The sequence below is a fragment of the Microcystis sp. M20BS1 genome (assembly GCF_020245305.1).
GTDB lineage: Bacteria > Cyanobacteriota > Cyanobacteriia > Cyanobacteriales > Microcystaceae > Microcystis > Microcystis ichthyoblabe_A.
Genome location: NZ_JADBUZ010000093.1, coordinates 1 through 25,140, shown reverse-complemented (window position 1 = coordinate 25,140; position 25,140 = coordinate 1). Strand labels below are relative to the sequence as shown.

Here is a 25,140-nt window from a genome sequence, read left to right as displayed (position 1 = left end):
GTTCACTGATAACTGATAACTGATAACTGATAACTGATAACTGATAACTGATAACTGATAACTGATTAATTTCCTCGCCAAAAGATAATCGAATTATTGAGAGGTTGGATGGTGGTACCGGGATAATAGAAAGCGAGAATTTGTTCGGGAGACCAACCCAAACGGGCTAAATTATAGGAACCAAATTGACTTAATCCCACCCCGTGGCCAAAACCGCCACCAATAAAGTTATAACCCTGGATCTGTCGATTGGTATCGTAGATAGGATCGATGTAGAATAGGGTACTGCGAGGCGGTCCCAAAGCACTACGCACCTCATTTTTATGCAGTTCCAAAATCCCCTTATCGGTTTGAATGGTCATAGTCAGAATCCGACCGGAAGGAGAGCGTTTAGTCACTTCCATCCATTGGATTTTCTGGAAGTCGGCCAGGGGATGTTTTCGCCGTGTTAGATAGGTTTCTAGGTCTTGACTCAAATCAGCTAAAGAAGCTTGTTTTTGCCAGCGAAAAACCCGTCGTCCCGTCTCATTAAAACCATCTTTAAGATTAATAAACTGGCGAAAAGTTGTCTCATTAGCGAGGGATTGTTTCGACAGATCCCAAACTCGATTAGGGGAGTCCACCACTGCCCGGAGATAAGGTCTTTCTTCCCCATCCCACACATCACTAAAGAGGGCAGTTACTCCGCCGGTGGTGGAGGAATAAAGGGCATCCACTAACTCATTTTGGTAGGTTAAAACCAGGCCTCGCGTGGATGCGATCGCTTGATCAGCCCGGGGATTAGTTCCCGTCAATCCATAATAAACTTGACAATGGGTATCGGCACAGAGTTCGTAATTATCGGCTTGAAAACGGCGGAGATTGCGGAGGGCGTAGGTACGGGCGATAATAGTTTGCGCTTGGGTGGCACTTTCTGGGGCATCATGACCGATTTCGTGGGGGACAACCCCGCGCAGGTAGGTTTCGAGGGGAACGTTATTAACTAGGGTAAAAGTGCCGTAGGCGTTGGGCTGTAGGCGCATAGTCCCACCGTACAAACGTACCTGATCGGGGCTATGGCTGACTTGAATTAGGTTTTTTTGGCTCTCGATTTCCAATTCTTTGGGAAAATAGCGCACCCCGTTGATTTGGAAAGAAACTTGCGGCTTTTCTTTGAGTAAAACACTATTAATATAGGGTTGATTGTAGCCTTTGGCTTGCAAACTGGTCAGCAACCAATGTCGCACTAGGGGATTTTCATAAACTTCTCGCTTTGCCCAAACCTGCCAGCGTCCGGGTTGGGTGATTTCCACTTTAATGCCCATTTTTGCCCAGTTTTTGGCGCTATTTTCGGCGGTTTCAAAGGTGGCGTGGTCGCTTAAAATGACTTTTTCTTGGAGGATGGGAGAAGCAAGGGGACGGGGAATAACTTCTAATTGTAGGCGATTGGTTTGCAGGGTTTGGGATTGGCCATCTTCTCCTACCACGCGCAGGGTGAGATTATCACCACTGGTACTGCTCAGGGTTAATTTTTCCTTGGCTTCATCGCCAAAACGTTGGACAATGCCCACTCTCAGAAGTACATCCTTGGCCATAGCGGCAGGAATTAGGGTTAAACTGAGCAAGATCGCCGCAGTTATGGAACCGATGCTAATTATTGGTTTTTTTTCCTTGATTTTTAGCATAAAGTCAAGTATCTGTTAATAAGTTTTCATAAAATTTGAGGATATTCAGAGATTATAGCAGCAAGCCGTTGGGGAAATGGGGAAATGGGGAAATGGGGAAATGGGGAATTTCAGCTAAAACCCTAAAACCCCAACACCCTAAAACCCCAACCGCCAACAAAGCACCTAACTTCCCCCATCGCTGATAATGCGTAAACGTACCATTTTCTGGCCACCTTCATCCAGTTCCACTTCGATCACTTCACTGGTTAAACTTTCCAAACAGGTTAACATCGATCGCAGATGGGGATTACTTGCTCCCGTATCCACATAGAGGCGATCGGACAAACTACCTAAACGTTTCCAAGTAGTATAAAGTTTAGCCACAGCCTGCTCTAATTGTGTGGCTTGTTTAACCAGATCCGCCGCCGTATTTAGACAATCGACGCGCAAAGCTTCTTCTAGAGCCATTTCAATATCTAAATTACCCCGTCGGAGAGTTTGTACTTGGGCCGCCGCGTCGAGATATTTGGCTAAACTGCGTGCTTCCGAGGTAATTAATTTTACCGTGTCCACATCGGGATTAGCGGCGATTTCTTGGCGAAGAGTGTCGATATGAGTATCGGGTAACTTTTCTAATTCTTTCACTAGGGGAGCGAGATGACGCGCCGGTAAACTGCCATCGCTGGCCTTTTCCTTCACTTCATCGGGTAGTAAATCTGAACTCATAGCCGTCCATTCATCGGCCAATTGCTTCACCTCCCGACGGGTAATTCTCTCCCCTTGTCGGGCCGCATCACTGACTAATTTTTGAATTTCGGGGGCAGATTTGGCCGTTTCTACGAAGGCGCGTTTACTAAAATTATTGATACTATCGGGATCCAGTTGTCCTTCTGCGAGGAGAGTATCGGCACTATTAGCCAATTGAATCAGAGCATAAGCTTGACTTTTAGTGATTTCTCGCTGTTTTAACCAGTTTAAAAAGCCCGTACCGCGACTATCACCGCCTTGCTTCTCCCGGTCGCGAATAGCTCGTAAAATTCGCCCCCGCCAGATTTCCGTTTGCAAATCAAAGCGATCGCAAACTTTCCAAAAAGAATCCAGTTGCTGCTGAAAGTCATGATCTTGGATAGTTTCATCTTCGGGATCCGGCAGTTGAAAGTTAAACTCTAGAGGCGTTTCAAAGGCATCAATGATCGCGGAGGTGTCGGAGGAGAACGTCGCAGCATCAACCATAGGATAGACTCGGCAGTTAATCAGGCATTTTATCTTAACTCGCTCAGGCAACCCCCGACAAGCCGATTAATCTTCAGGTAAAACCCCACACCCTGTTCCCACGAACAACTTTTTGCCGCAAACCCTAGTTAGGGGAAGCATTGGGGGGACTCGGACCGGTGACGGGTGCGGAAGGTGTCGTCCCGGTCGTGGGACTGGTGACGGGTGCGGAAGGTGTCGTCCCTGGATTGGTATCGGTGACAGGTGTGGAAGGTGTCGTCCCGGTCGTGGGACTCGGACCGGTGACGGGTGCGGGAGAAATCGATGGATTGGGAGCGGGATGACGACCCAAGAATTGCCAAGCGATCGCAGCCAGCAAACCGAGAACACCGATAGCGATCGCTGCCATCGGGGGTGAAACGCTAGTGAGCGCGGGGGGAAAAGTACGACTAGAAACCGAAGAAGATGCAGGGGAGGGAGTGGGTATTGCCGTCACCACTTCTTCTCCGGGGTCGGTGTCCCCGTTGTGATCAAAATCTTGGTCATTAAGATGGGGAATAATTCGTTCTTTGACCTCAGCATAAATTAAAGGCCTGACAGTTTCAGCCGCAGGAACTACCCGACAATAAACTAGGGCGATGGTGGAGTTATCGTGACCGTTTTTCTGGTTAGCTAGTTGTAATAAACTTTCCCCCACGGCCGTCACGGTTTTCTCTCCTCGCAAAAGAGGCAGAATTTCACTGTCCCAGTATTGTTCTACCCGATCATAATCACTTAAACCATCGGAACAGAGGAGAAAAACACAATCTTGATCAACAATCAACCTCTGAACAGTGGGATGGAGATTAGTGGCGCTACTCATGCCCAAAGCTTGCACCAAGGCCCCCGCGTTGGGATACTGTATGGCATCACGATAGAGGAGATAGCCTAATTTCACTTCCCTAGAAGCGAGATCATCATCTACCGTCACTTGATGACAACCCTGGGGGGTAATCCAATAGATACGGGAATCCCCCACATGGGCAACGTACATTTCCTGAGCATGGCCAAAGGCCATAACTAGAGTCGTACCCATGCGCCGGCGGTCTTGTCTTGACTCCTGATCGTTGCGTTGACTGATCAGATCATTGGTGACACGAATCGCCTGTTCGAGGACAAGACTGTAACTATCGGGATAGACTTCCATATCAGTGGTGGGACTGGGATTAATTTCCCTAGGCAGGGTTTCGATCGCCAATTGAGAAGCGATTTCGCCCCCTTCCTGACCGCCGATGCCATCACAGACAATCGCCAGGGGATTTTGACCATTAGACAGGGTTATGGCCTGATTAGCTGGGGGATAACAGCCATCCTCGTTGTGTTCCCGCATCGGACCGGTATCGGTGCAGGTGAAAATCTCATAGCTGCGCTCTTGACCTGCACCGTAGTGCTGTAGGGCATAATCGAGAATAGCGATCAGGGATTCTGGGCGATCGAGATCACCGGATTCTAGTTCTTGGGTTAGGGATGCGAGAAAATCTTGAATATTAGCGGCTGCCGTCGGGATCAGACTGGACCAGAAGGCCCCTAAATCTTTGAAATTGGGAGCGGTAGCCTCGTCTTTGCTTAATTCTAGCAATTGCAGCAGCTGATTATTCACTCTCGTCAGCGAAGGGTTAAGCAGACTAGAAACCACAGCTTTTTTCTGGAGGGGATGCCAGAGTTTGGCCATTTGCCATAACCAGTGAATTTGTCTTAAATCGGAAGCTTGCGACCAAACCTCGTCCAGAGTGGGCAATAGTTGTGGATAAATTAATTCTCCGGTTTCATCGAGGGGAATAGTGCCGTATTCTAACAGCCAGATGTCCATTTCTAAGCGTTCGTCGGGACTGGGAATATAGCCATAGACTTGGGGAATATGGAGATGAAATGGTAACAATTTTAGGTAGAGGGAGAGCCAGCTAGGAGGTTCTTCCGGTGCTTGGGGTGCTTGAGCGGGTTTAGTATCAAGAACAATTTGTGGTTGTTTGACCAAATAACGATTATCAATTAGCTCACCAACACGATAATAGGTTCTCACCCAATCACCCATCATCCATAAATAGCGCTTAACTAAAGGAGTACCGCATTTTTCACAGAATCTATTAGTGAGAGCGTTCGAGGATAGACAAGTTAGGTTTTGACATTGGAGGGTTGTCAGGGAGTCCATGAAAACTGCTTACTCCTAAAGCGCGATTAGTATAGGTTACTAAAATAGCGTGTTTTTACCACGTTGACTGCCAGTGTATTGCAGTGTTTCCCAAATTTTAACCTTTGTCGCTTGATCGACAATAATTAGGGTTTGCGGCAAAAAGTTTTTCCTAGGGCCAGGGTGTGGGGTGTGGGGTGTGGGGAGAATAAATAAAATAATCTCCTGTCTCCTGTCTCCTGAATCCTGTCTCCTGACGACCAGCTCCTAAAAGTTTCTAAATATTTTTCCACATCAGCAAAGAGCGAGTTTGAAAGCCGAGATTTTGGTAGAGATTGAGAGCATTGTCGTTATTGATGAAGACCTGTAAACCGATGCGGGTTTGTCCGCGACTTTTTGCCCAATCCTTAGCTCGATCGATTAGTGCGCTGGCGATACCTTGGCGACGATGCTGGGGATCGACGTAAATTAGGAAAATATGACCATAGCGATCGCCTGTCACCTGATCGACGGCGCTCCCCATCCAGAGACAAGCGATCGCCGTTTGTTGTCCTTCGACGATCCACAGAGGAGTATCAAGGCAAAAAAACTGTCTGACTGTATCAGCTAGATGGGAGAGGTTTTTTTGTTCGGGAAAAAATTCTTGATAGCTGCGGGTGAGAAAATTAATGAGTAGATAGCGATCGCCCATTTTGCCCAGTCGCAGCCGATAATCTTCGGGAAGGTTAGCCATGCCAAGGATAAGAGAAAATTATGCCCAGGGATGGCTCGATCGGAGCGGGTGCCGCTAAATCTGCCGGCAAAAAAATCCGGATGCCAGTGGCAACCAGAGCCACTAAAAACACTAAGATAGTCAGGAGCGGGGCGATATATTGTCGGAAAAAAGCCATAATTATTTGATCTCTAAATTGCTGTTCCTTCTATTTTAGGGATTGCCAGTTAGGATATCAGCAATTAAAAAAAATTCGCCCAAAAAAAAGTGATCGGCATACCGATCACTACATACCGACAACTAGACTATGACTAAACACCGATTAAATCTAACGAAGGTGCAAATAGGCCGCCTCTGCTTCTAATTGACGCACTAAAGCTTCATTTCCCTGCGCTCTAGCTACTTCCAGTCGGTGTTGCAAATTTCTGCGGAGTGTTTCTCTATGAGCGACGGTGGCCTGTGTTAGGACTTGCTGACGATTTTTGTTCATGATGGACAGACTTTTGAGCGACTTAACTTACCTTATATCTAAATCATAACATTCTCCTTGGTAAAATGTATCTTTAGCTACTGAATTTCCCATTAAGATTTATTAACGCTGTTGGCCAACCTAGGGACAAGTCGATGAAGGAACAGGCACTAATAACCCTTACTAGCGATTTTGGACTACAGGACGGTTATGTGGGCATTATCAAGGGAGTAATCGCAGGAATTGCCCCCCATGCTCGCACGATCGATCTGAATCATCAAATTTCGCCCCAAGACCTCTACGCTGGTCGTTTTATCCTCCTGAATGCCTATCAATATTTTCCCCAAGGCACTATTCATCTGGCAGTTATAGATCCGGGGGTGGGAAGCAAAAGACGCGGGGTAGGGATTCGTTTTGCTGGTGGTTATTTAGTCGGGCCAGATAATGGTTTATTTAGTGGCATTTTAAGCCAATCTCCCGCTATATCTGCCGTTAATCTCAATAATTCTTCCTATTGGCGCACCCCTAACCCTAGCACTACTTTTCACGGTCGTGATATTTTTGCTGCTGTGGCCGCTTATTTGGCCCAGGGAGTACCCCTAGAAATATTAGGTGAGATTATTGATCCCGATAGCTTGCAACAGTTAGCGATCGCTGTTCCGCAAATCGAGGAAGATAAAATGAGGGGACAAATCCAATATATTGACATTTTCGGCAATTTAATCAGTAATATTCCCGATTATCTCCTAGAAGGAAAAAATTGGTCAGTGCAGTTGGGTCCAAAAATTATCCCCACAAAAAACACCTACAGTGATGTTCCTTCGGGGGAAATAGTCGCTTTTATCGGTAGTCACGGGGGGTTAGAAATTGCCGTCAATAGTGGGAGCGCCCAAAAGCAATTACACTTAAATATTGGCGATGCGATCGAGGTTAGAATAGATAGGAGTCAGTGATCAAAACTGATAACTGACAACTGATAACTGATAACTGATATAGCCTTTTAATCAATTTTCATACTAATATCTAACCAAGTAGAACGGGTAACTGGGGCGCTAGTGGAAATATAATCTACTCCTGTTTCGGCCACGTTGCGAATGCGATCGAGGGTAATATTTCCCGATGCTTCTATTTTGGTTTTACTATTAAAATTGCGGATCATCTCCACAGCAGTTTGCATCATCTCTAAATCCATATTATCTAACATAATGATCTCTACCTGCTGCTGCAGAGCTTGATTCACTTCTTCTAATTGACTGGTTTCCACCTCAATTGTGAGAGGATAGGGCATATTTTGCCGTACACGAAGCACTGCTTCCTCGATGCTGCCGGCTGCTTGAATATGATTATCTTTAATCATAATTGCATCATCTAACCCCAAACGATGGTTAATAGCGCCACCGATACCGGAGGCATATTTTTCTAAAATTCGCAATCCGGGGGTAGTTTTGCGAGTATCCACCAATCTTGTCGATAAATCGGCAATTTTCTCCACATATTTGCGAGTTTCACTAGCAATCCCACTCAAGCGCATGGCAAGATTTAAAGCGACTCTTTCCCCGATTAACAGCGCATCGAAGGAACCCTCTATCTCGGCAATAACTTTAGATTTGGGGCAGAATTCCCCCTCGGCAACGGTGGGGGTAAAGTGAATAGTGGGGTTAAGTAGTTGAAAAACTCTTTCAGCTACGGGTAAACCGGCAATAACTCCCGCTTCCTTGGCAATCCAAGTGGCTTGACCGATTTTAGCATGACCGAAGAAAATTGCTTGGGTGGTGCGATCGCCTCTACCGAGATCTTCTCGTAACCAGTTTTCTAACAAGGGATCAAGAACTAATAGGGGCGGTAACATAGAATTTATCGAAACAATCGGGACGTATTTATTTTAATTCTAGGAAGGTTTGACCTGTTTGTAAACTTTCTTTAATCGAAACTTATCCCTTCATAGATTAACTCGATCGCACAGTGAAAATCGAGACTAGATAGAATAATTTCTTCCCCTTGACTATAAGCGCAGTAAAACCAAATTTTATCTTCACCGCGACGATAAACCTCAACACTGATCGATTCAGGATCGACTAAAACGTATTCTTGTAAACTAGGAATCTGACGATAATATTGTAACTTTTTAGTGCGATCATAGTTTCCTGTGCTGGGGGAAAGCACTTCAATAATCACTTGTGGATGTTGAATAAAATTACGAGATTCTCTATCCCTAAAATCGCAACTAATCACCAAATCGGGATAAAAATAACGACTATTATTAGCTTGTACTTTCGCATCAGATACATTGACTCGACAGCCTCGCGGACGGAGATGAAGTCTTAAAGCAGTGTAAAAATTCAAGGTAATATCATTATGGGGCAGACTACCCCCAGTCATGGCGATAATTTCCCCATCAATGTATTCATGGCGCAATTCCTGTGTAGCTTCCCATTCTAGATACTCTTCCGGGGTCATTCTTTCTGGGTATTGAGGTTGAGCGATCATTTTTCTTTTTCCTTGTCAACTAACTAAATTAATATCCCATTTCCTTTTTATGTTATACCATTTTCTCAGCCGAAGATTGAAGAATAGTCATAATTAAGCGGCGACTGATTACCCTAATGATAAGATAGAGAGAGAAAGCATTATTATCGCGAGTCCCTAAGATGACGAAAACAGTTGCCGATATCATGACTCCCAATCCCATCACCGTCACCGCTAACACTTCTCTGTCTGAAGCAGTGAAGATTTTGGCCGAAAAGCGGTTTAGTGGTTTACCCGTGGTGGATGACAATATACGACTGATTGGGGTTATCTCCGAAACTGACCTTATGTGGCAGGAAACGGGAGTAGAAGCTCCTCCTTACATTATGCTCCTCGATAGCGTCATCTATCTACAAAATCCTAGCCGTCACGAGAAATTACTCCATAAAGCTCTCGGTCAAACCGTGGGGGAAGTAATGACCGATAAACCTATTAGTATCACGGCTGATCGCCCTTTGAAAGAAGCGGCCTCGTTAATGTATGATCGTCATGTGCGTCGTTTACCGGTGATTGAGGAAGAAACCCACAAAGTAATTGGTATTGTCACTCGCGGCGATATCATTCGCGATATGGCAAAATCGGAAGCATAATGGCTTTTCTAGGGCAACAATTAACTAAAAAGTCTTGAACAAATGAATCAATCTCAGGAAACGGTTACTTATTCCCTAGAAACTATCTTGATGCGGATTGAGGGAAAAATCGATTCGTTACAAAAAGATATGAGGGATTTAAAGGTAGGACAAGCGGTGTTAACGGGAAAAGTTGAGGGAATAGAAAATCGACTAAACTCATTAGAAGGAAACCAAAAATATCAGGTTTGGACATTAATTGTCCTCTTAGCCGGGGTAATTGTGAAAAATTTTTTTCCCTCGATCCTCCCTTAATCCCCCCTTAATAAGGGGAGCTTCTGATAATTTTTAACGCCTACCTACTTAAATTCTTATTTCCCTGGCAATTTCTCTAAAAACTATCAGGATGAAGCGCCGTCAATTTCTCACTACTACTGCCCTAACTGCTCTTAGTTTTTCCCTAATTCCTAGAAAAGTTGTTAGTAATAATTTTCCTCTAATTAAACCGCCACATCTACAACCGGGGGATGGAGTGGGTATTATTAGTCCGGCGGGGGCAACTTTTAAAGAAGATGACTTGAATATAGTCATTGAGGCTGTTAAAGCTTTAAAATTAGTCCCAAAAGTTGGTCAACACGCTTTAAATCGTTATGGTTATTTAGCTGGTAAAGATAGGGAGCGAGCATCGGATATAAATCGATTTTTTGCTGATGATAATATTGCCTTAATTTTACCAATTCGCGGCGGTTGGGGCAGCGCTCGTTTATTACCTTATCTCGACTACGATTTAATTCGTCGTCATCCGAAAATCATCTGTGGTTTTAGTGATATAACTTCCTTATTATTGGCTATTTATGCCAAAACTGGTTTAGTTACTTTCCATGCTCCCAATGGCTTTTCTAGTTGGCGCACTGCTCAAACTGAAAGCTTTCGACAAGTTTTATTTTCTGGGGAAAAGTTAACTTTTAGAAATCTTCCCGATCCCGATGATGCTAATCGTTTAATGCAGGTAAAAAACCGCATTCAAACTATTACTAAAGGTCAAGCAAAAGGTCAATTAATCGGTGGTAATTTAACCACTTTAGCCTCAATAGTTGGCTCTCCCTATCTACCAGATTTTACCGGAGCTATCCTATTTTTGGAAGATATTGGTGAAGATGTTTATGAAATTGATCGACTGTTAAATCAATTAAAATTAGCGGGAATTTTCGATAATTTAGCTGGATTTATCTTCGGTCAATGTAGCAATTGTAGTGCCAATAGTGAGTATGGTTCCTTAACTTTAGAAGAAGTAATCAGAGAATATATCCAACCCTTAAAAATTCCCGCTTGTCTAGGATTAACTATCGGACATTTAGAAATTATTGAAACTATTCCCATCGGTATTGCAGTAGAATTTGATGCTAATCAGGGAACGATTACTATGTTAGAATCGGCGGTTAGTAAACCCTAAAATAGCTGACTGTTGCTATTCGCTTTTTTAACTGATAAAGGAATATTTAGACCAGCGAATTCGGCTCCATCTTATTATTAGACTAAATCCTTGGCTCTTCTCGACTTTGTGTGATAAGTTTAACTTATATAGTAGCGATCGATCTTTGTGTCCTCTGTGTCTGGAGTGGTTCCTTCCACTCCCTCGCCCGCAAGACTGTATCTTAGAATACATTTTACCCACCAAACCTGGGAGAGCCCCTTTGAGTATAGGCTAGTTATCAGGAGAGGCACTCATGCAAGAGGCAAAAGCTTCAGAAGCTGATTACTGATTACTGAAAAAAGCTGATCACTGTCGTGGTTGTACGGGGAAACCTTGACGCTGCAACACTTCCGCCGCATCTTGGCCCGGTTGATAGTTGATACCGAGGGTAGAGGTGGCCGTATCTTCGATGATTTTGGGAGTGAGGAGAATAATCACCTCCGAGCGACTATTCTGATTGGTACGACTGCGGAATAAAGCCCCTAAAATAGGAATATCCCCTAAAATCGGCACTTTTGTCTCAGAACTTTGTTGGCGCTCTTGTATAATCCCGGAAAGAATTAAACTCTGTCCATCCCGGAGACGAATTAAACCCGATAATAATTCCCGGGTAATCAAAGGAGTCAATTGGTTGATTGTCGCCCCACCGCTATTAAATGGAATCTGGGGACCTGGTTGGGCAATTGTAGGCGCAACATTTAAACTGATGTAACCATTATCATCAATTTGATTCACATCGACGGTTAAGGTCAGTCCAGCATCACCAAACACAGGAGTTGTAGTTCTCACATTGCCATTGCTATTGGTATCAATTGTTGTTGTAACACTGACCAGCACTTTCTCGGTTAGTTTCACCACTGCCTGTTGACCTTCCTGCACCACCAGCGAGGGATCGGTGAGAATCTTGGCATTTCCTGTCTGAATTGAGGCTTGCAGGGTCATCAGGAATCTTTGGGGATATTGAAATAGGGTCGGGGGTTCGTATTCATACTCTATTATTCCCGTCTCTGGGTCAATATTAACATCACTCAAACCGGGTTGGAAGGGGTTAACAGTGCGACCAAAACTGGGACGAGCATAGGGTGTTGTGCCACCTACAAAGTCATTCGGTCCCTGGTTAACACGGCCAAAGGAAGCGCCATTCTGAACATCAAAAAAAGGTGCTATTTCCTGGTCCGCGTTTGTACTCCCCGATATGATATCGAAAATCGGCACAACAGGCTGTGCAAAAGCCCCCGGTCTGCCTACAGTCGAGCTAGTGGGTGGGTTGATATTGCCAAAGTTCAGTACTGCCGCCCCGTTATCTTGAACAAAGAAACCATCGTTAAAACCGAAGGAAAAACTACTGTTAAAACGGTCTGTATTGAGCAGGTTGACATCGATAACTTTGACATTAACCACTACCTGACGACGACGGGCATCCAGTTGGGTTAATAAGGAGGTGGCGATCTGGACTTGTCGGGGTTCGCCGATTAAATTGATAGAATTAAGGCGCTCGTCGGCGGCAATTCTTAAACCGGTTAAAAGTAGGGCAGCTTTTGAGCCTTCTGTGTTTTGGGGTTTCAGTGGCTCTAGGGTGGGAGGAACATCCCGGCGACCGATTACCCGTTGGGTGAGGGGATCGACGATATCTTCGGTTTGGGTAACTAAACGCTGGTATTCTGCCCCTTGGGTGGCGAGGAAAGTAGCAGCATTGACGGCTTTCACTTGGTTGAGACGCAGGGTGCGGCTAATCAGATTACGAGCGCCCTGGGGTAATTGCGCCCCGACAAAGATGGTCTTACCCTGACGGTTGGCCTGGAGTCCAGAAACTAACAACACGGCGTTAAAAATGTTTTCCACCGATTCGTTAGTAAATTCCAAGGAAACTGTCTGAGAAGTGGCGTTAGCTTCCCCCTGGGCGCTGGTGAAAACGACGTTATAACCGGCAATGTTAGCAAGGGTCATTAACACTTCTCTAGCGGAAGCTTCCCGCAGTAAAACACGAGGTACGGTGATATTGCGATCAAATTTGATCTTTTCGGCACTAGCATCGATATTAGAGATGGCAATATCTCCCACTGGTGGGGCGACGGCCCGGGGTAGGGTGGGAGCGCCGGGGGCTTGAGGTATGCCTTGAATGATAATTTCCGGATTGGGGACAAGGGGCACACTTTGGGCAAGTAGTTTTTCACTGTCTAAAATGCGATCGCTGATTTCCTTTTCTACGGCCGCGCTGGAAGGGACAAGCTGATTTAGCGATTTTTGTAAAGTTTCTTGACTAAACTCTTGCGAAAATTCAATTTTTGATGTAGCAGATTTTAACTCTGAACCATGGAAGGAAATGGCGGTTTCGGCCAAGACGCTCAGGGGAGCCATCAATAAAAACGAGGCAATTGGGGGGATAAACAGGGCATAACGGGACGGATTCACTTTAACTTCACTCCTCAACGATTACGGGATTCAACGGACAAAAAACGCAATACTCACACCGGATTGAAGACTATTATTGGCGCGGACTGGCGGAGGGTTGACCTTCGGCGGGGGGTTGACCTTCAGGAGGTGGGGGTGGTGCTAACTTGGCTAATTCGGCGGCACTGAGAGGAATAATTACATTGAGAAGAAAAGTCGTGGTCACGGGTCGATCGCCTTGGAGAACGATAGTGGCCTTATTGTTGCCAGTACTAACTACTTTAAACGTCGATCCTTGCTTTTCCATCTGGGTATTGAGACTGTTGAGCAAAATGAGCGGCTGTAATCTTTCTAAATCCCGAATAACCTCTTGAGTGTTAACATAGTTTCCTTGAATCTTGACGTTAAAAGTTTGACGTTTGAGCTTATTATTAACCTCACTACCGAGGGAACCATCGGAGACTACCACCGGTTCTAGTCCTTGGGGTTGAAAACTAACCAGCTTAACATCGCCAGACTTAAAGATATTACTAACATCTAAGAGAATAGTGCTTAAGTCCCTTTCTCTAGCAAAAAGCGAGAGTATTTGCTGTTTCATAGCTTTTTGTTGTTGTAACTGACTCTCGATTTTTTGGAATTCTGAAAATTCGAGACGGCTTTTTTGTTGATCTAGCAGTTGTTGTTTGTCGGCGGCATCGGTTTGCAGTTGCTGCAAGGTATCATAAGCGGGCATCACCCAGTTAAAAAGCAGATAGAGGGAGCCAAGTAAACCTAGCATAGCGGCAGCGATGCCACTATTACGGGGAGTAAAATTTATCCCGAAAGCGATAGGATACTCCTGAAATTCCTCTAATGTCAGCTTCTCAAATTCTTCGTTAAAGGTCATGGTTGAATGGCTCCTTGGCTTTTGAGAGTATTAATCCTAGTGATAACTCCGATCGCTCCATTCCTGACCAGATTGGGCAGTTGTTGAGTGGTGGGAGTATCACTTAATTGGGCGGTGATCACAAATTGAACCACTTGGGGGAAAGTAATATTAATATTTTTATACTGATTGTCCACCTCTACGGGTAAATCGGCCAGGGCAGCACTTTCGATCACCGTTTGCTTACCCTGCAAAAAAGGAGAAGCTTGTAGAGTTAAGAGATAATCATTGACTGCTTCGTAATTACTGGCAAAACCACTGATTTTTAAGCGCGTAGCCGAATTGGGTTGCCCTTGATTGAGGTTCGCGGGAACCTCCACCTGTTGCACACTATTTAACTGCACCCTAGGAGGAGTTTGTTGGCGAATTTCTTGGAGAATGGCTGACCAAGGACTAATCTGATTGAATACACCCACCAGAGCTTGATTTTCTGCTTCTACCGCCTTTAGTTCCCCTCTGATGTCTTCTAGTTTTTTACTTTGGACTTGTACTTGACCTAATTCCCCGTCCAATTGCTGAATTTTGGCCTGAGCTTCGCCAGTTTTCCAACCGACGGCTAAACCGAGTAATCCCGTCAGTGCCAATAATCCGGCCCCAACTCCCACACCGATGAACAGGGGTATTTGTTTACTTCGGTCAATAACGGTGGAAACCTCGAAGTTAGAGGCTGTTTGGTTAAGATGGCGATCTTTAAGAAAATTAACGTCAAGACTATACATAATTTCTGTTTATACCGATACTTTTTTGCTAACATTGATTAAGCTGAGACGTATTTTAATCGCTTATTCTTGGATTAGCCGAATTTCCCCCAATCCCTTTACTTTTGCCTCTTGCCTCGTTTCAACAAGCAATTTGAATTAGGAACAGCTTAACATTTCTGTTAATGGGTTAACAATGCACGCTCAAAGAGTCTTTGAACGAGGGTGTATCTACCAGAGCAAGAAGGAAGAACCCCCGTACTCCCTTAGGATACCTGTCCATTTGTCGCCCATCAATTTCTGATTTAATTACTTTTTTTCCACCCAAATTATCGATTAATTCACCAGTCCGGCTACCTGTCTTTGACCTATAAGCTTCACAACAATTTATAACGGTTTTTTCGTACTCAAATGCCTTAGATCTTAAGAATATTTTAAACTGATACTGTGACCAAGTTAACATCTGTCTAACAGACTTTGATTGGATTTTTCTTCCAGACCTTAAGACCATTTCTGATACTTCAAATGTCGGCAATAAAATCCCATCGAAGTTTTCTACTAAGAATCTAGCTACTTTGTGATGTAGTTCATCAACTAGGTTTTTAATTCTTAATCTTAGTCGGTTACAGGTGTTATGATGGCATTTACAGGTTTTGGCTTTAACTTTAGTGGAACGAAAAATTAAGTCATCTAAATGATAGCACAAACGAAGACTTCTAATCACTTTAAAATGAGCGGTAATGTCTTCACTCATTGACAGTCTTGCCCCTTTGAGAGCCAGTTTCAGATCAGACCTATCCATAATATTATCTTAATACTAAAAGTTTTTCTAGTTAAGGAATCTAACCAAGTAAAAATGATTTTAATTGTCTCATATTTTTTCAGTGCAATTGAATTAGCAACGATAGATATACATTTCAGCCATATAAATAGTCAGTTAGTACACAAGCTAAAAGCAAGCTGTGATTGGGTTATAATTTTTGAAGATATCTATTGTCGATAATATCATCGGGTAATTTTGAGAGGGTGTTCGGTGAGCTCAGTCGAGCCGTTGGCCAGGGTTTTTTTTTTGACTTGATCTCCTTCTTGATAGGAATCTGGTCGAAGAACAGCGGGAGGGTAATTACGATTAGGAACTTTTTCTATATACATGACCTCTATTCTAGCAAATGGAGAGAATTCTTGTCCATTAATAAATGTTACAAATTACATGGCTCCATCAAGAAAAGTTAATGGGTGTATCCATTGATGGATAAAGGTTTTAGGCTATTATAGTAGATATGTATGGGGGAAGTTCAGTAATAAGTCTATGACCAATTGATCTCTAATAACCCCGGTGGTGGCGCAATCTCGATGCGTGCCGCTTTCAGATCCACCAGTGGAACAATTTCTTTGACAAAGGGAACCAGGGCCGTGGCTTTTGAGTCGGAGGAAGGGCTTTTTTTCTTAACAGAGGCGAGATTTGCTTCTAGTTGCACTGCTAAAATGTCATTACCCGCCCACAAAATATCTACTACAACCCCGATTTTTTCTCCTGTCAGGTGATGATAAACCTCCAAGTTTACTAGCTCACTAACATGATATTCATCCGCTTTTAGGCGAGGTTTTTCCAGTTTATTCGCCCATAATTTATATCCGCGCAAAGCTTGGGCCTGTTCCCGATTTTCAACCCCCTCTAACTTGATAACATAAACATTTTTGCCCGGTAGCTCACGTCCCCTGAGCAGCGTAATTTCTCGGATTTCTCCCCCTTGGGTCCCTTGTATTCCCCTAATACCTCGCTTCTGAAAACGTTCGGGAAAATCTGATACCGATAAAACTCGCAATTCTCCCTCCAGTCCCTGGGGTGCTACTATTGTCCCAATTTCTAGCCAATTTTCTTCCATTGTCTCGATATGTTTTGCTATAGCTTTCCCTAGTATATAGCCTTTTTTGTCTCGCTCCTAGATTTTTAAAGTCTTGGTAAGGTAAAATTTTTAGTTGACCTCTACTCCTGACCATTTTTTGACTTTTTACTGGTGGCTTTTGACTGAATTATGACTATTTGGCAAGCGGATTTTTATAAATCTTCATCTTCTTCCCCTCTTGGCACAGTCTGGCAATTGTTAATTTCCGATCCTCTCGGTCATCTTATTTATGAAAATTCCTGTCCCCAATCCCAAGCTAATAGCGACTGGTTAACCCAACAGTTAGAGCAAGCTTGTCAAGTCTCCCCCCCAGAAATTATCCAAGTTTTTCGCCCCCAATGCGCCAATTTATTTCTCCTCGCTGGTCAGAATTTACAGATCAAAATTGAGTTAACCCGTCACGTTAACGCTCTGAAAAAACAGCTAGAATTACGGCAAATCCCCATCAATATCGACTCTCCTCCACCGCAACCCCTACCAGACCGATTTTTAGGTCAAGAGTGGCGTTTTGCTCGTTTTCCCGCCGTTGATTTAGTTAACTTTTTTGGCGATCGCAGAATACCGATTCTTTCCCTACCAGAGGCCTTTTCTCCTTTAAAATTGGGTTTAGCCTCCACTCTCATGATCCCCGGTGTGGTTATTACCGGTGGTAAAAAATCTCTGGCGATCGCTCGTTGGTTAGAGGAAATTAACCCGGTATTTATCGATCATATTCCCACAGAAACGGGGCGATCGGGCGGTTTAGTCTTGGAATCGGGTCTAAATGAACGCTGGATTTTCCTAACCTACGAGGATGAAGAAGTGGCCCTGGCAGCCAATGTTTATCAGGCAACCAAAGAGGAAAGCCAAGGTTTACACTTTCTTCTCATACAACCGGATGATTCTGGTCGCACTTTTACCGGCTTTTGGTTACTGAAGCAGGTTTAACCCCCAAGCTGTCCCCAAGAGGCAAAGAATACCCGCTAAACCCGCTAAAGGTTGGTTATAGATACCTTTAACCCAAACTAACCCAGAATCGCTGTAAGACATCAATTCGGCACTGTCTAGCAAAGCTAATCCCCACACCCAACCGCTATGAAGTCCCCAAGCTAATCCTAAACTACCATGATCGATCGCCCGCGCCCAGACCAGAACCATCCCCATCAGAAATAAACCGGGTAGTTGCGGCAGCGTTTGCTGACGTTCCCAAAGCAAGTGCAGCAGGGCAAAAATTAGGCTAGAAATGGCTCCCGCCACCCAAAAACCGTATTCTTGGCTTAATTGGCTCAAAAAGATGCCCCTAAAGATTAATTCCTCGGTAATACCCACCCAGAGAGCCACTATCAACAGGGGTAAACTCAAGGCAAAAGCACGAGTTAGGTTTTTGGGCTGCCAATGTACCCAGGCCAAAATCCCCTCCAGAAAAAAAATTATCCCTAATCCCACCACTGCCAAGATTAATCCTTTGGTTAGGGAGATAAATAGGGAAAATGACGAAATTAATCCGTAATTATCGAGGCTGCTCCCCTCTATCTTCAATAATCCCCAGATAACTAAGGGAGCCAAGGCGTAAAGAGAGGCCACCAGGGGCAATTTCTGGTCAGGTTTTGTCCCTTGCAGCGGTTGCCATCCCAAACGACTCCCTAAACTAATGGCAATCGGCAGCCAGAGAATTAACCAGGCTAACAGGAAAATAATAATTTTTATTAAGGCAGCCATGTTCATTGTCAATTAGGTGTCAGAGAAGTGGGGTGTAGGGTGTGGGGTGTGGGAAGAATAAACAAAAATGGCTCTTCGGGACTTGGTATGGTTCGATAGGGGGGCATAAATCGACTCAATCCTTATCTGGCAAGAGATTTAATTGATTAGTTCGCTCCAAATCGCAAACAATTGACAAAAATTGCGGCAATGTCTGTCTCTATAAAGGTTTCATTCCTTATAACCCCGTCCATTGCATAAGACAAACCGAAGAACCACAAAAATAATCTCCTGAATACTAACTCGGAGTCTCCTGTCTCCTAACACCCATAAAACAAACCCCCTAGGCATAGGATAACTGTGGAACTCTGCTCTGGTAAAGCCTAGCTCCAACAAAAATCCATCCCTAGGGGGTTGCGAAAAAGAAGAAAAAGTGCTTAAAGAAAACCCCTCAAGTTGATAAAAGAGGCGGTCAGGGGTTAGAATTAGGGGTAAGAATCTATATTGTCTTCTTAGTCGGTCTTGTCAAAACTAGCCCTTTTGACTGCCGATTTTTTTTGTCCTTATCCCTACTCCGTAACCTATTTAAGCTTCTACCGGTTCTTCTGATTCCGTTTGTTTGAGGTGGATGTGCTTGTAGCCAAGTTTGATTTCAAACTCATCGCCGGGCTGCAAGTTCATTTGTTCGGTATAGGTGGAACCGATGACGATTTGACCATTTTTATGGACACTAACCCGGAAAGTGGGTTCGCGGCCGCGGCCATCTTTAGTGCCTTCGGGATCGAGAGGAACCCCTTTTGCACCTAAAACAGCATCGTAAAAGTCGGTTAAATTGACCCGAACCTGGCCATCTTTACTTTGAGAGTAGTAACCACAACGTTTTGCCGTTTCGCGACGGGGTAAGTGGGATAACTCTTTGACTTTTTGAAGTAGAGCTTTCCCGGTTAGGGGAGTAGGAGAGATGTCACTCATGGTACTTTTTAATGTTCCTTGATTTTTGACTGACTGTCAATTAAGTTTACACTGACAAATTGATCATACCAAAAATCTTGCCAAAAATGTCTAGAGGGGAATAATAAATTTTTTAAAACTGATGGTTCGGTGATGACAATCGTGCTAAGAAGACCCCGGACTAGGTAGTAAGTATAAACCTTGTGGGGGAGAGGAAATTTTTGGCCAAGACTCCGGCAATTTTTGGTCGGGTGCGGGGAAAACAGGGGGGAGAAAGTGAGGACATAAAACCGTTTAAGCTATACTTAGCAAGGAATTGAGAAACTATACTTGTGGTTGGAGTTGGCAAAAAACTAATGACCCAGAGCAGTAAATCCGGGGGGATTAAACTGTTTTCGAGCGACTTCCCCATCTATCATTAGACCTAGATACCCACCCCTTGGCTCAACCGACCGGGGAAAATCTTAAGGATTAATTACCATTACTAGCTCCCCCTTGGCCCGTTAACATCGATTATCCTGAGTATTAGGAGTCCCTCATCCCCGTGCCGAGTATGGAAGTTTCTTTTAAAATTCTGCGTCAACGACCCAACGACACCCCCTACCTAGAAAATTTTACCCTAGAGGTGGAGGCGGGAAATACAATTCTCGACTGCCTTAATCGCATCAAATGGGAACTTGATGGAACTTTGGCCTTTCGTAAAAATTGCCGCAATACAATTTGTGGCAGCTGTGCGATGAAAATTAACGGCCGTTCGGCCTTGGCTTGTCAAAAAAATATCGCCAGTGAATTAAACCATTGTAGCCAAAAAGATGCCGGAGAAATTCCCGAAATCACGATCGCCCCTCTGGGTAATTTACCAATTATCCGGGATTTAATCGTCAATATGCAACCGTTTTGGGACGATTTAGAAAAGGTTGAACCTTATATTAGTAGTCAAGCACGCACCATTCCCGAACGAGAATTTCTGCAAACTCCAGAAGAAAGAGCCAATCTCAATCAGATGGGTAACTGCATTATGTGCGGGGCCTGTTATTCGGAATGTAATGCCAAGCAAGTGAATCCTGATTTTGTCGGTCCCCACGCTTTAGCAAAAGCGCAGCGCACCCTAGCAGATTCCCGCGATGGTAATCAAGAAGGTCGCCTAGAACTTTATAATCAAGGCACCGCCGGGGTTTGGGGTTGTACCCGTTGCTATTTCTGTAATGCGGTTTGTCCCATGGAAGTGGCTCCCATGGATCAAATCGGTAAAATTAAACAGGAAATACTCGCTCGCAAGTCGGACGATAGTAGTCGTCCCATTCGTCACCGGAAAGTTTTAGTGGAATTAGTCAAAGCAGGGGGATGGGTTGATGAACGCAAATTCGGCCTCTATGTGCTGGGCAATTATTGGCGCGATTTACAGGGTTTATTAAGTATTGCCCCCTTGGGATTGCGGATGATTGCTAAGGGTAAATTTCCCACTTCCTTTGAAGCTTCCGAGGGAACTGAGGAAGTGAGAGGTTTAATTACTGCCATTCAAAATTCTTCCTCTTGATCACTCTCGATAGTTAGAGCGATTTTCAGATGTATTATGATCTATATTCTATTTGACTGGAGAACCCCTTATCATGTTCGATCGAGATAGTATCCGTGGTTTTTCTGCCCTAATCACCCTTGTGGGAGTCGCTTCTAGTTTGGGTTTTAGCCTCAACGCACCGGCTTTCTCCCAAGCTATCTCTAACAATTTACCCCTACTCTTAGCCCAAAAAAGCGAAAAGGTGCGCGTAGCGGTTTTAGACTTCGATTATAGCGGTCTCAGTAATCCCCAGTGGTTAACATTTTTCAATGGTGGAGCCAGTGGTGTCAGCGATATTCTCGTCAATAAATTGGTGGAAAGTGGTCGCTATACAGTCATTGAGCGCAGTCGCATTGATGCTGTCCTCAGAGAACAGAATTTGGGAGCTTCGGGACGGGTAGATGCCGCTACCGCTGCTCAAATCGGGCAAATTTTGGGGGTAGATGTGGTGATTATCGGTTCGATTACCCAATTCGATTTACAAAAAAAACAATCCGGTGGCTCGTTTATTATTTTTAGCACCGCCAAGACAGAAACCGATGCTTTTGTCAAGTTAAATGTCCGAGCAATTAATACTACCACGGCCGAAATTATTACCACCGCTCAGGGAGATGGTAGTGCCAATCAATCCGATGGTTCAACCGTGGTTTTAGGGGTTGGGGGTGGTTCCCAAACCTCCAACGAAGGGAAATTACTCAGTATTGCCACCGATAAGGCAGTGGCGCAGGTGGTGGATAATCTCAATAATAAAGCCGACCAAATCGCCGCTACACCTCGCTCGCTCCCGACTGTCACCGCTTTAGTGGCTGCCGTGGCGGGAAATCAGGTAATTCTCAATAAAGGTACGGGAGAAGGATATCGTGTCGGTTTACGCATTTCCATCGAAAGGACGACTCAAACGGTCAAGGATCCCCAAACGGGTAAGGTTATTCGTCAGATTACTCAACCGATTGGCACTCTCGAAATTGTCGAAGCTGATGGTCAATCTAGCGTCGGTCGTATCATTACCGGTAATGGTTTTAAAATCGGTGATTTAGCTAAACCGATTCGTTAATTGGGAATTATGAATTATGAATTATGAATTGGGGAAGTGGGGAGATCGGTAAACTTAAATCTGATAACTGATCACTGATAACTGATCACTGATAACTGATCACTGATAAGTGAACACTCACGAAAATTTGAAGTTATGTAAAGCGAACCTGGGGGTCAGGTAAGACAACCGATAAAATTTATGATTGGAATCCCTTGGATATTCCCTAGACCAGAGCGATTAACGAAAACTATCAAAAAATGGTACAAGATCAAAAACCCACGGTGATCATTACTGGGACAACTTCTGGAGTCGGTCTCTACGCCGCTAAATCCCTTGCTCAAAGAGGTTGGTTTGTGGTTATGGCCTGTCGGGATATCCCGAAAATGGAACAGGCTGCCAAGGAATTGAACATTCCCCGGGATAACTACTCTATTGAATTTATCGACCTCGGTTCCCTCGATAGCGTCCGGCGCTTCGTTAAAAATTTCCGGGCCTTGGGCCGCTCTCTAACCGCTTTAGTCTGCAATGCCGCTATCTATCTGCCTTTGCTCAAAGAACCCTTAAGAAGTCCCGACGGTTATGAATTGAGCATGGCCACCAATCATTTAGGTCATTTCCTGCTCTCGAATTTGCTCTTGGAAGATCTAAAAAATTCCCCTTCTCCCGACCGCCGTTTAGTCATTCTCGGCACTGTCACCCATAATCCCGATGAATTAGGCGGTAAAATTCCTCCTCGTCCCGATTTGGGCGATTTGGAAGGGTTTGCCAAGGGTTTCAAAGAGCCGATTACTATGGCCGACGGCAAAAAATTTGAATCGGTCAAAGCCTATAAAGATAGTAAGGTGTGTAATGTTCTCACCATGCGGGAACTGCACAAACGCTATCACGAATCCACCGGAATCACTTTTACTTCCCTCTATCCGGGTTGTGTAGCCGATACACCCCTTTTCCGCAATCATTACCCCTTTTTCCAGCAGTTTTTCCCCTGGTTCCAGAAAAATATCACAGGTGGCTATGTTTCCCAAGAATTAGCTGGGGAAAGAGTGGCCATGGTGGTGGCTGACCCCGAATACCGTCAATCTGGTGCTTACTGGAGTTGGGGCAACCGTCAGAAAAAAGAGGGTAAATCTTTTGTACAAAGGGTTTCTCCTCAAGCTCGCGACGAGGAAAGAGGCGAAAAAATGTGGGAATACAGCGCTAAATTAGTCGGATTAGCCTAATTTCCGATTTTGAACCTAAAAAAGGACACAAGTTAACTTGTGTCCTTGTGGAAACGGGGAGCGCTGGGACAGGGAGAAACAGTCCATAACTGGGTTTTTAAAGTTTGATTGGCAGTTAATGATATTATTAAAAACCGATTTGGTATTAGGCTCTCTTGGATTTGGTGGGTAAAATGTATTCTAAGATACATTTCTCCTAGCGAGGGGCTAGACTAACCACAAAGACACAAAGAACACAAAGATTGATCGATCCTATGTAAGTTAAACTTATCACACAGAACCTAGAAGAGCCATTGTCCAATTGACGAAACGCTCGGCAACCCCAAAGATAGCCTGATCTCTATGCTGTTGCCAGATTTTGTTTAGCTTTCCCGTTTTTTGACTAGAATAACAACGCAACCGATCACCAGCAATCCTGCTAGGGTTGAGGGTTCGGGTACAGTTTCGACGCTAAAGGCGAGAAATTGAGTAAATTGGAACTGGGTAAAGTTATTGTCGCTGACGAGAATTATTGAGCGCTTGCCGTTCGGTAAATAGGGGCCGAAGGTAATCCCCTCCACGTTATCGATGGGGATATTTAACGAGGTCAGATCGAATAATAGGGTTTTCTGGGCGGCCACGATACCCGAAACCCCATTAATACTGGGAAAGGCACTAATATCGGTGGCCCCCTCCAGGGAAACCTCGTAGATTTTCACAGTATAGCCCGTATTCCCTGGTGTTCCCGTCGTTATGGAGAAAGAACGTTCTAGGGAGAGAAAGCGTTTGCCACTATTATCAAGTGCCAGTAAATCGACGAGTCCGTTGACATCGACTGGGCTTGGAATAATCGGGGGAAGGGCGATTGGATCGGTATTGTAGAGGAATTGAGCGATCGGCTGTCCATTAGCGAGATCGTACTGCAATATCCGTGAGGGAGAACCGTTCGTTGGCGTCGCAGCCGGCCCATCCTGCACAAGCGCGTTCTCGGAGGCCGTGAACAGGAATCGCTGATCTGGGGTGGTGGTCAGACTTTCTAGAGCCAGATTATTGCGAACCCCGCTTGTGGTGGGAATCGAGTTCGGCGCGGGGATAAACTGGTTTGGAATCGGTAAAGTATTGTTCTGTTGACCGTTGGCCAGCGCGAATCGATTGACAAAGGGATTGAGAATCTGATTGTTAGAGACCTCCCCTTCGGAGGAAATATACAGATTAGAACCCACGAGCGCGATCCCTTCTGGATCGAGACTCAGCGCGGGGAAAGTTTGCCCGTTAGTCTGTAAAAGTGGGGTAACACCGGTAAAGGTAACGCCGCTATTCGTCCCATTAACATTAAATAGAGTCGGATTGATCGTTGCGGTGTAGAAACGCGCCGGGCCGTTCTGAGAGCGATCGTCCGAGATGATGTAAAAGTTATTAGCCGCCGGATCGTAGGTAATGCCCGATAATCCCCCGACCGGAACGGAGACACCGTTCACGGTTCCCGCTGGGCCTGAGGGAATAAACCCCGTGGGAACAATCGATTGACCGAGAAATTGTAAATTTAAAGGCGAAGCTTGAACCGACGAGGTAGCGAGGAAACCGACCGTTATGGTTCCGGCGATCCCGATGAAAAAACGAGAGGGGGATTTCATGATTTCTATCCAAAAAAACATTAGAACTCTTGCAAATTAATTATATGTTACAATAATGTGTTAACTAATTTTTTTGGGAAAATTAGTCGCTTAGTAAACTCGTACTAAATAGGAGCCTGAAGTTTAACTTTTAACCCAAAAATATTTAGATATGCTTTAATCTCTTCGGGTCTAATTCCCCGCCGCTCGCAGGGTATAATAGAAAAATGAGTGAATACATCCATAAGAGCCATAATGTAAGTGTTTTGGGTTCTTCGTTACTTGGTATGATTCGATAGGGGGGCATAAATCGACTAAATCCTTATCTGGCAAGAGACTTAATTGATTAGTTTGCTCTAGAGCAAAAACAATTGACAAAAATCGCTAAATGCCTTTCTATATAGGGGTTC

The 25,140-nt window shown here is 44.6% G+C and carries 24 protein-coding genes and 1 pseudogene; 8 read left to right on the top strand and 17 right to left on the bottom strand.

Features of this window, described 5'->3' with window-relative positions; translation table 11 throughout:
• Nucleotides 1-65 precede the first annotated feature (65 nt).
• The 6 genes from IM507_RS09405 to pirA all read right to left on the bottom strand — a co-directional run bounded on the left by IM507_RS09405 (nt 66) and on the right by pirA (nt 6,227).
• Entirely contained in the window at nt 66-1,664 is a 1,599-nt protein-coding gene (locus IM507_RS09405; protein ID WP_287636924.1) for a SpoIID/LytB domain-containing protein, read from the bottom strand.
• A 165-nt stretch (nt 1,665-1,829) separates the two neighbouring features.
• Nucleotides 1,830-2,879: a hypothetical protein gene (locus IM507_RS09400; RefSeq protein WP_002798288.1), complete on the bottom strand. Its 1,050-nt coding sequence runs from the start codon at nt 2,877-2,879 to the stop codon at nt 1,830-1,832.
• Between the two features lie 124 nt (nt 2,880-3,003).
• Nucleotides 3,004-5,046: a PP2C family protein-serine/threonine phosphatase gene (locus tag IM507_RS09395; protein ID WP_287636922.1), complete on the bottom strand. Its 2,043-nt coding sequence runs from the start codon at nt 5,044-5,046 to the stop codon at nt 3,004-3,006.
• Between the two features lie 256 nt (nt 5,047-5,302).
• Nucleotides 5,303-5,758, bottom strand: coding sequence for a GNAT family N-acetyltransferase (locus tag IM507_RS09390; RefSeq protein WP_002732819.1), 456 nt, complete (start codon nt 5,756-5,758; stop codon nt 5,303-5,305).
• Nucleotides 5,751-5,915: a hypothetical protein gene (locus IM507_RS09385; protein WP_002732944.1), complete on the bottom strand. Its 165-nt coding sequence runs from the start codon at nt 5,913-5,915 to the stop codon at nt 5,751-5,753. The genes IM507_RS09390 and IM507_RS09385 overlap by 8 nt, the downstream gene beginning before the upstream one ends.
• A gap of 150 nt (nt 5,916-6,065) precedes the next feature.
• Entirely contained in the window at nt 6,066-6,227 is a 162-nt protein-coding gene (gene pirA, locus IM507_RS09380) for an arginine synthesis PII-interacting regulator PirA (RefSeq protein WP_002733724.1), read from the bottom strand.
• Nucleotides 6,228-6,361: 134 nt separating this feature from the next.
• Here pirA and IM507_RS09375 point away from each other — a divergent pair, with 134 nt between their 5' ends.
• A complete protein-coding gene (locus IM507_RS09375) occupies nt 6,362-7,159 on the top strand; it encodes an SAM hydrolase/SAM-dependent halogenase family protein (protein WP_002750510.1) in 798 nt (265 codons plus the stop codon).
• Nucleotides 7,160-7,206: 47 nt separating this feature from the next.
• On the opposite strand, the gene nadC is transcribed toward IM507_RS09375, so the two are convergent.
• Together nadC and IM507_RS09365 are read right to left on the bottom strand one after the other, a co-directional pair.
• A complete protein-coding gene (gene nadC, locus IM507_RS09370) occupies nt 7,207-8,055 on the bottom strand; it encodes a carboxylating nicotinate-nucleotide diphosphorylase (protein ID WP_002731530.1) in 849 nt (282 codons plus the stop codon).
• Between the two features lie 71 nt (nt 8,056-8,126).
• Entirely contained in the window at nt 8,127-8,693 is a 567-nt protein-coding gene (locus IM507_RS09365) for a Uma2 family endonuclease (protein WP_002750507.1), read from the bottom strand.
• Between the two features lie 161 nt (nt 8,694-8,854).
• Between IM507_RS09365 and IM507_RS09360 the strand changes: the two genes are divergently transcribed.
• The 3 genes from IM507_RS09360 (at nt 8,855) to IM507_RS09350 (ending at nt 10,754) form a co-directional block, all read left to right on the top strand.
• Nucleotides 8,855-9,322: a CBS domain-containing protein gene (locus IM507_RS09360; protein WP_002750505.1), complete on the top strand. Its 468-nt coding sequence runs from the start codon at nt 8,855-8,857 to the stop codon at nt 9,320-9,322.
• 42 nt (nt 9,323-9,364) lie between these two features.
• On the top strand, nt 9,365-9,616 hold the full coding sequence (locus tag IM507_RS09355; protein ID WP_069474967.1) for a hemolysin XhlA family protein: 252 nt from the start codon (nt 9,365-9,367) through the stop codon (nt 9,614-9,616).
• Nucleotides 9,617-9,707: 91 nt separating this feature from the next.
• Entirely contained in the window at nt 9,708-10,754 is a 1,047-nt protein-coding gene (locus IM507_RS09350; RefSeq protein ID WP_123230501.1) for a S66 peptidase family protein, read from the top strand.
• A 327-nt stretch (nt 10,755-11,081) separates the two neighbouring features.
• Here the strand turns inward: IM507_RS09350 and IM507_RS09340 are convergent, their stop codons facing one another.
• The 5 genes from IM507_RS09340 to rimM form a co-directional block, all read right to left on the bottom strand.
• A complete protein-coding gene (locus IM507_RS09340; protein WP_002732522.1) occupies nt 11,082-13,187 on the bottom strand; it encodes a secretin N-terminal domain-containing protein in 2,106 nt (701 codons plus the stop codon).
• 73 nt (nt 13,188-13,260) lie between these two features.
• A complete protein-coding gene (locus IM507_RS09335) occupies nt 13,261-14,052 on the bottom strand; it encodes a hypothetical protein (protein ID WP_002734484.1) in 792 nt (263 codons plus the stop codon).
• Nucleotides 14,049-14,810: a PilN domain-containing protein gene (locus IM507_RS09330; protein ID WP_002733761.1), complete on the bottom strand. Its 762-nt coding sequence runs from the start codon at nt 14,808-14,810 to the stop codon at nt 14,049-14,051. Before IM507_RS09330 ends, IM507_RS09335 begins: the two co-directional genes overlap by 4 nt.
• Nucleotides 14,811-14,979: 169 nt before the next feature.
• The gene (locus IM507_RS09325) at nt 14,980-15,543 is read right to left on the bottom strand and encodes a transposase (RefSeq protein WP_242028713.1); all 564 of its coding nucleotides are present in this window, start codon (nt 15,541-15,543) and stop codon (nt 14,980-14,982) included.
• A 553-nt stretch (nt 15,544-16,096) separates the two neighbouring features.
• Nucleotides 16,097-16,675: a ribosome maturation factor RimM gene (gene rimM / locus IM507_RS09320; protein WP_002734345.1), complete on the bottom strand. Its 579-nt coding sequence runs from the start codon at nt 16,673-16,675 to the stop codon at nt 16,097-16,099.
• A gap of 150 nt (nt 16,676-16,825) precedes the next feature.
• On the opposite strand from rimM, the gene IM507_RS09315 reads away from it, so the two are divergent.
• On the top strand, nt 16,826-17,623 hold the full coding sequence (locus tag IM507_RS09315; RefSeq protein ID WP_123230499.1) for a Tab2/Atab2 family RNA-binding protein: 798 nt from the start codon (nt 16,826-16,828) through the stop codon (nt 17,621-17,623).
• On the opposite strand, the gene IM507_RS09310 is transcribed toward IM507_RS09315, so the two are convergent.
• Together IM507_RS09310 and IM507_RS09305 are read right to left on the bottom strand one after the other, a co-directional pair.
• Nucleotides 17,606-18,400, bottom strand: a complete 795-nt coding sequence (locus IM507_RS09310) for a CPBP family intramembrane glutamic endopeptidase (RefSeq protein WP_123230498.1) — start codon at nt 18,398-18,400, stop codon at nt 17,606-17,608. The two genes, IM507_RS09315 and IM507_RS09310, sit on opposite strands and share 18 nt — an antisense overlap.
• 558 nt (nt 18,401-18,958) lie before the next feature.
• Complete coding sequence (locus IM507_RS09305) at nt 18,959-19,345, bottom strand: AbrB family transcriptional regulator (RefSeq protein WP_002734386.1); 387 nt, start codon at nt 19,343-19,345, stop codon at nt 18,959-18,961.
• 532 nt (nt 19,346-19,877) lie between these two features.
• Between IM507_RS09305 and IM507_RS09300 the strand changes: the two genes are divergently transcribed.
• From IM507_RS09300 to IM507_RS09290, 3 genes are all read left to right on the top strand, one after another.
• Nucleotides 19,878-20,861 (top strand): succinate dehydrogenase/fumarate reductase iron-sulfur subunit, encoded by a 984-nt coding sequence (locus tag IM507_RS09300; RefSeq protein WP_002732817.1) that lies wholly within the window; start codon nt 19,878-19,880, stop codon nt 20,859-20,861.
• Nucleotides 20,862-20,934: 73 nt separating this feature from the next.
• Nucleotides 20,935-21,936 (top strand): CsgG/HfaB family protein, encoded by a 1,002-nt coding sequence (locus IM507_RS09295; RefSeq protein ID WP_287636919.1) that lies wholly within the window; start codon nt 20,935-20,937, stop codon nt 21,934-21,936.
• Nucleotides 21,937-22,175: 239 nt separating this feature from the next.
• Nucleotides 22,176-23,138 carry a protochlorophyllide reductase gene (locus tag IM507_RS09290; protein WP_008202560.1) on the top strand — a complete coding sequence of 321 codons (963 nt, stop codon included), beginning with the start codon at nt 22,176-22,178 and terminating at the stop codon, nt 23,136-23,138.
• Nucleotides 23,139-23,500: 362 nt separating this feature from the next.
• On the opposite strand, the gene IM507_RS09285 is transcribed toward IM507_RS09290, so the two are convergent.
• Nucleotides 23,501-24,772 carry an esterase-like activity of phytase family protein gene (locus IM507_RS09285; RefSeq protein ID WP_353847147.1) on the bottom strand — a complete coding sequence of 424 codons (1,272 nt, stop codon included), beginning with the start codon at nt 24,770-24,772 and terminating at the stop codon, nt 23,501-23,503.
• A 150-nt stretch (nt 24,773-24,922) separates the two neighbouring features.
• Nucleotides 24,923-25,114 (bottom strand): annotated as a pseudogene (locus IM507_RS09280) (hypothetical protein); the annotation flags it as partial.
• Nucleotides 25,115-25,140: the final 26 nt, after the last annotated feature.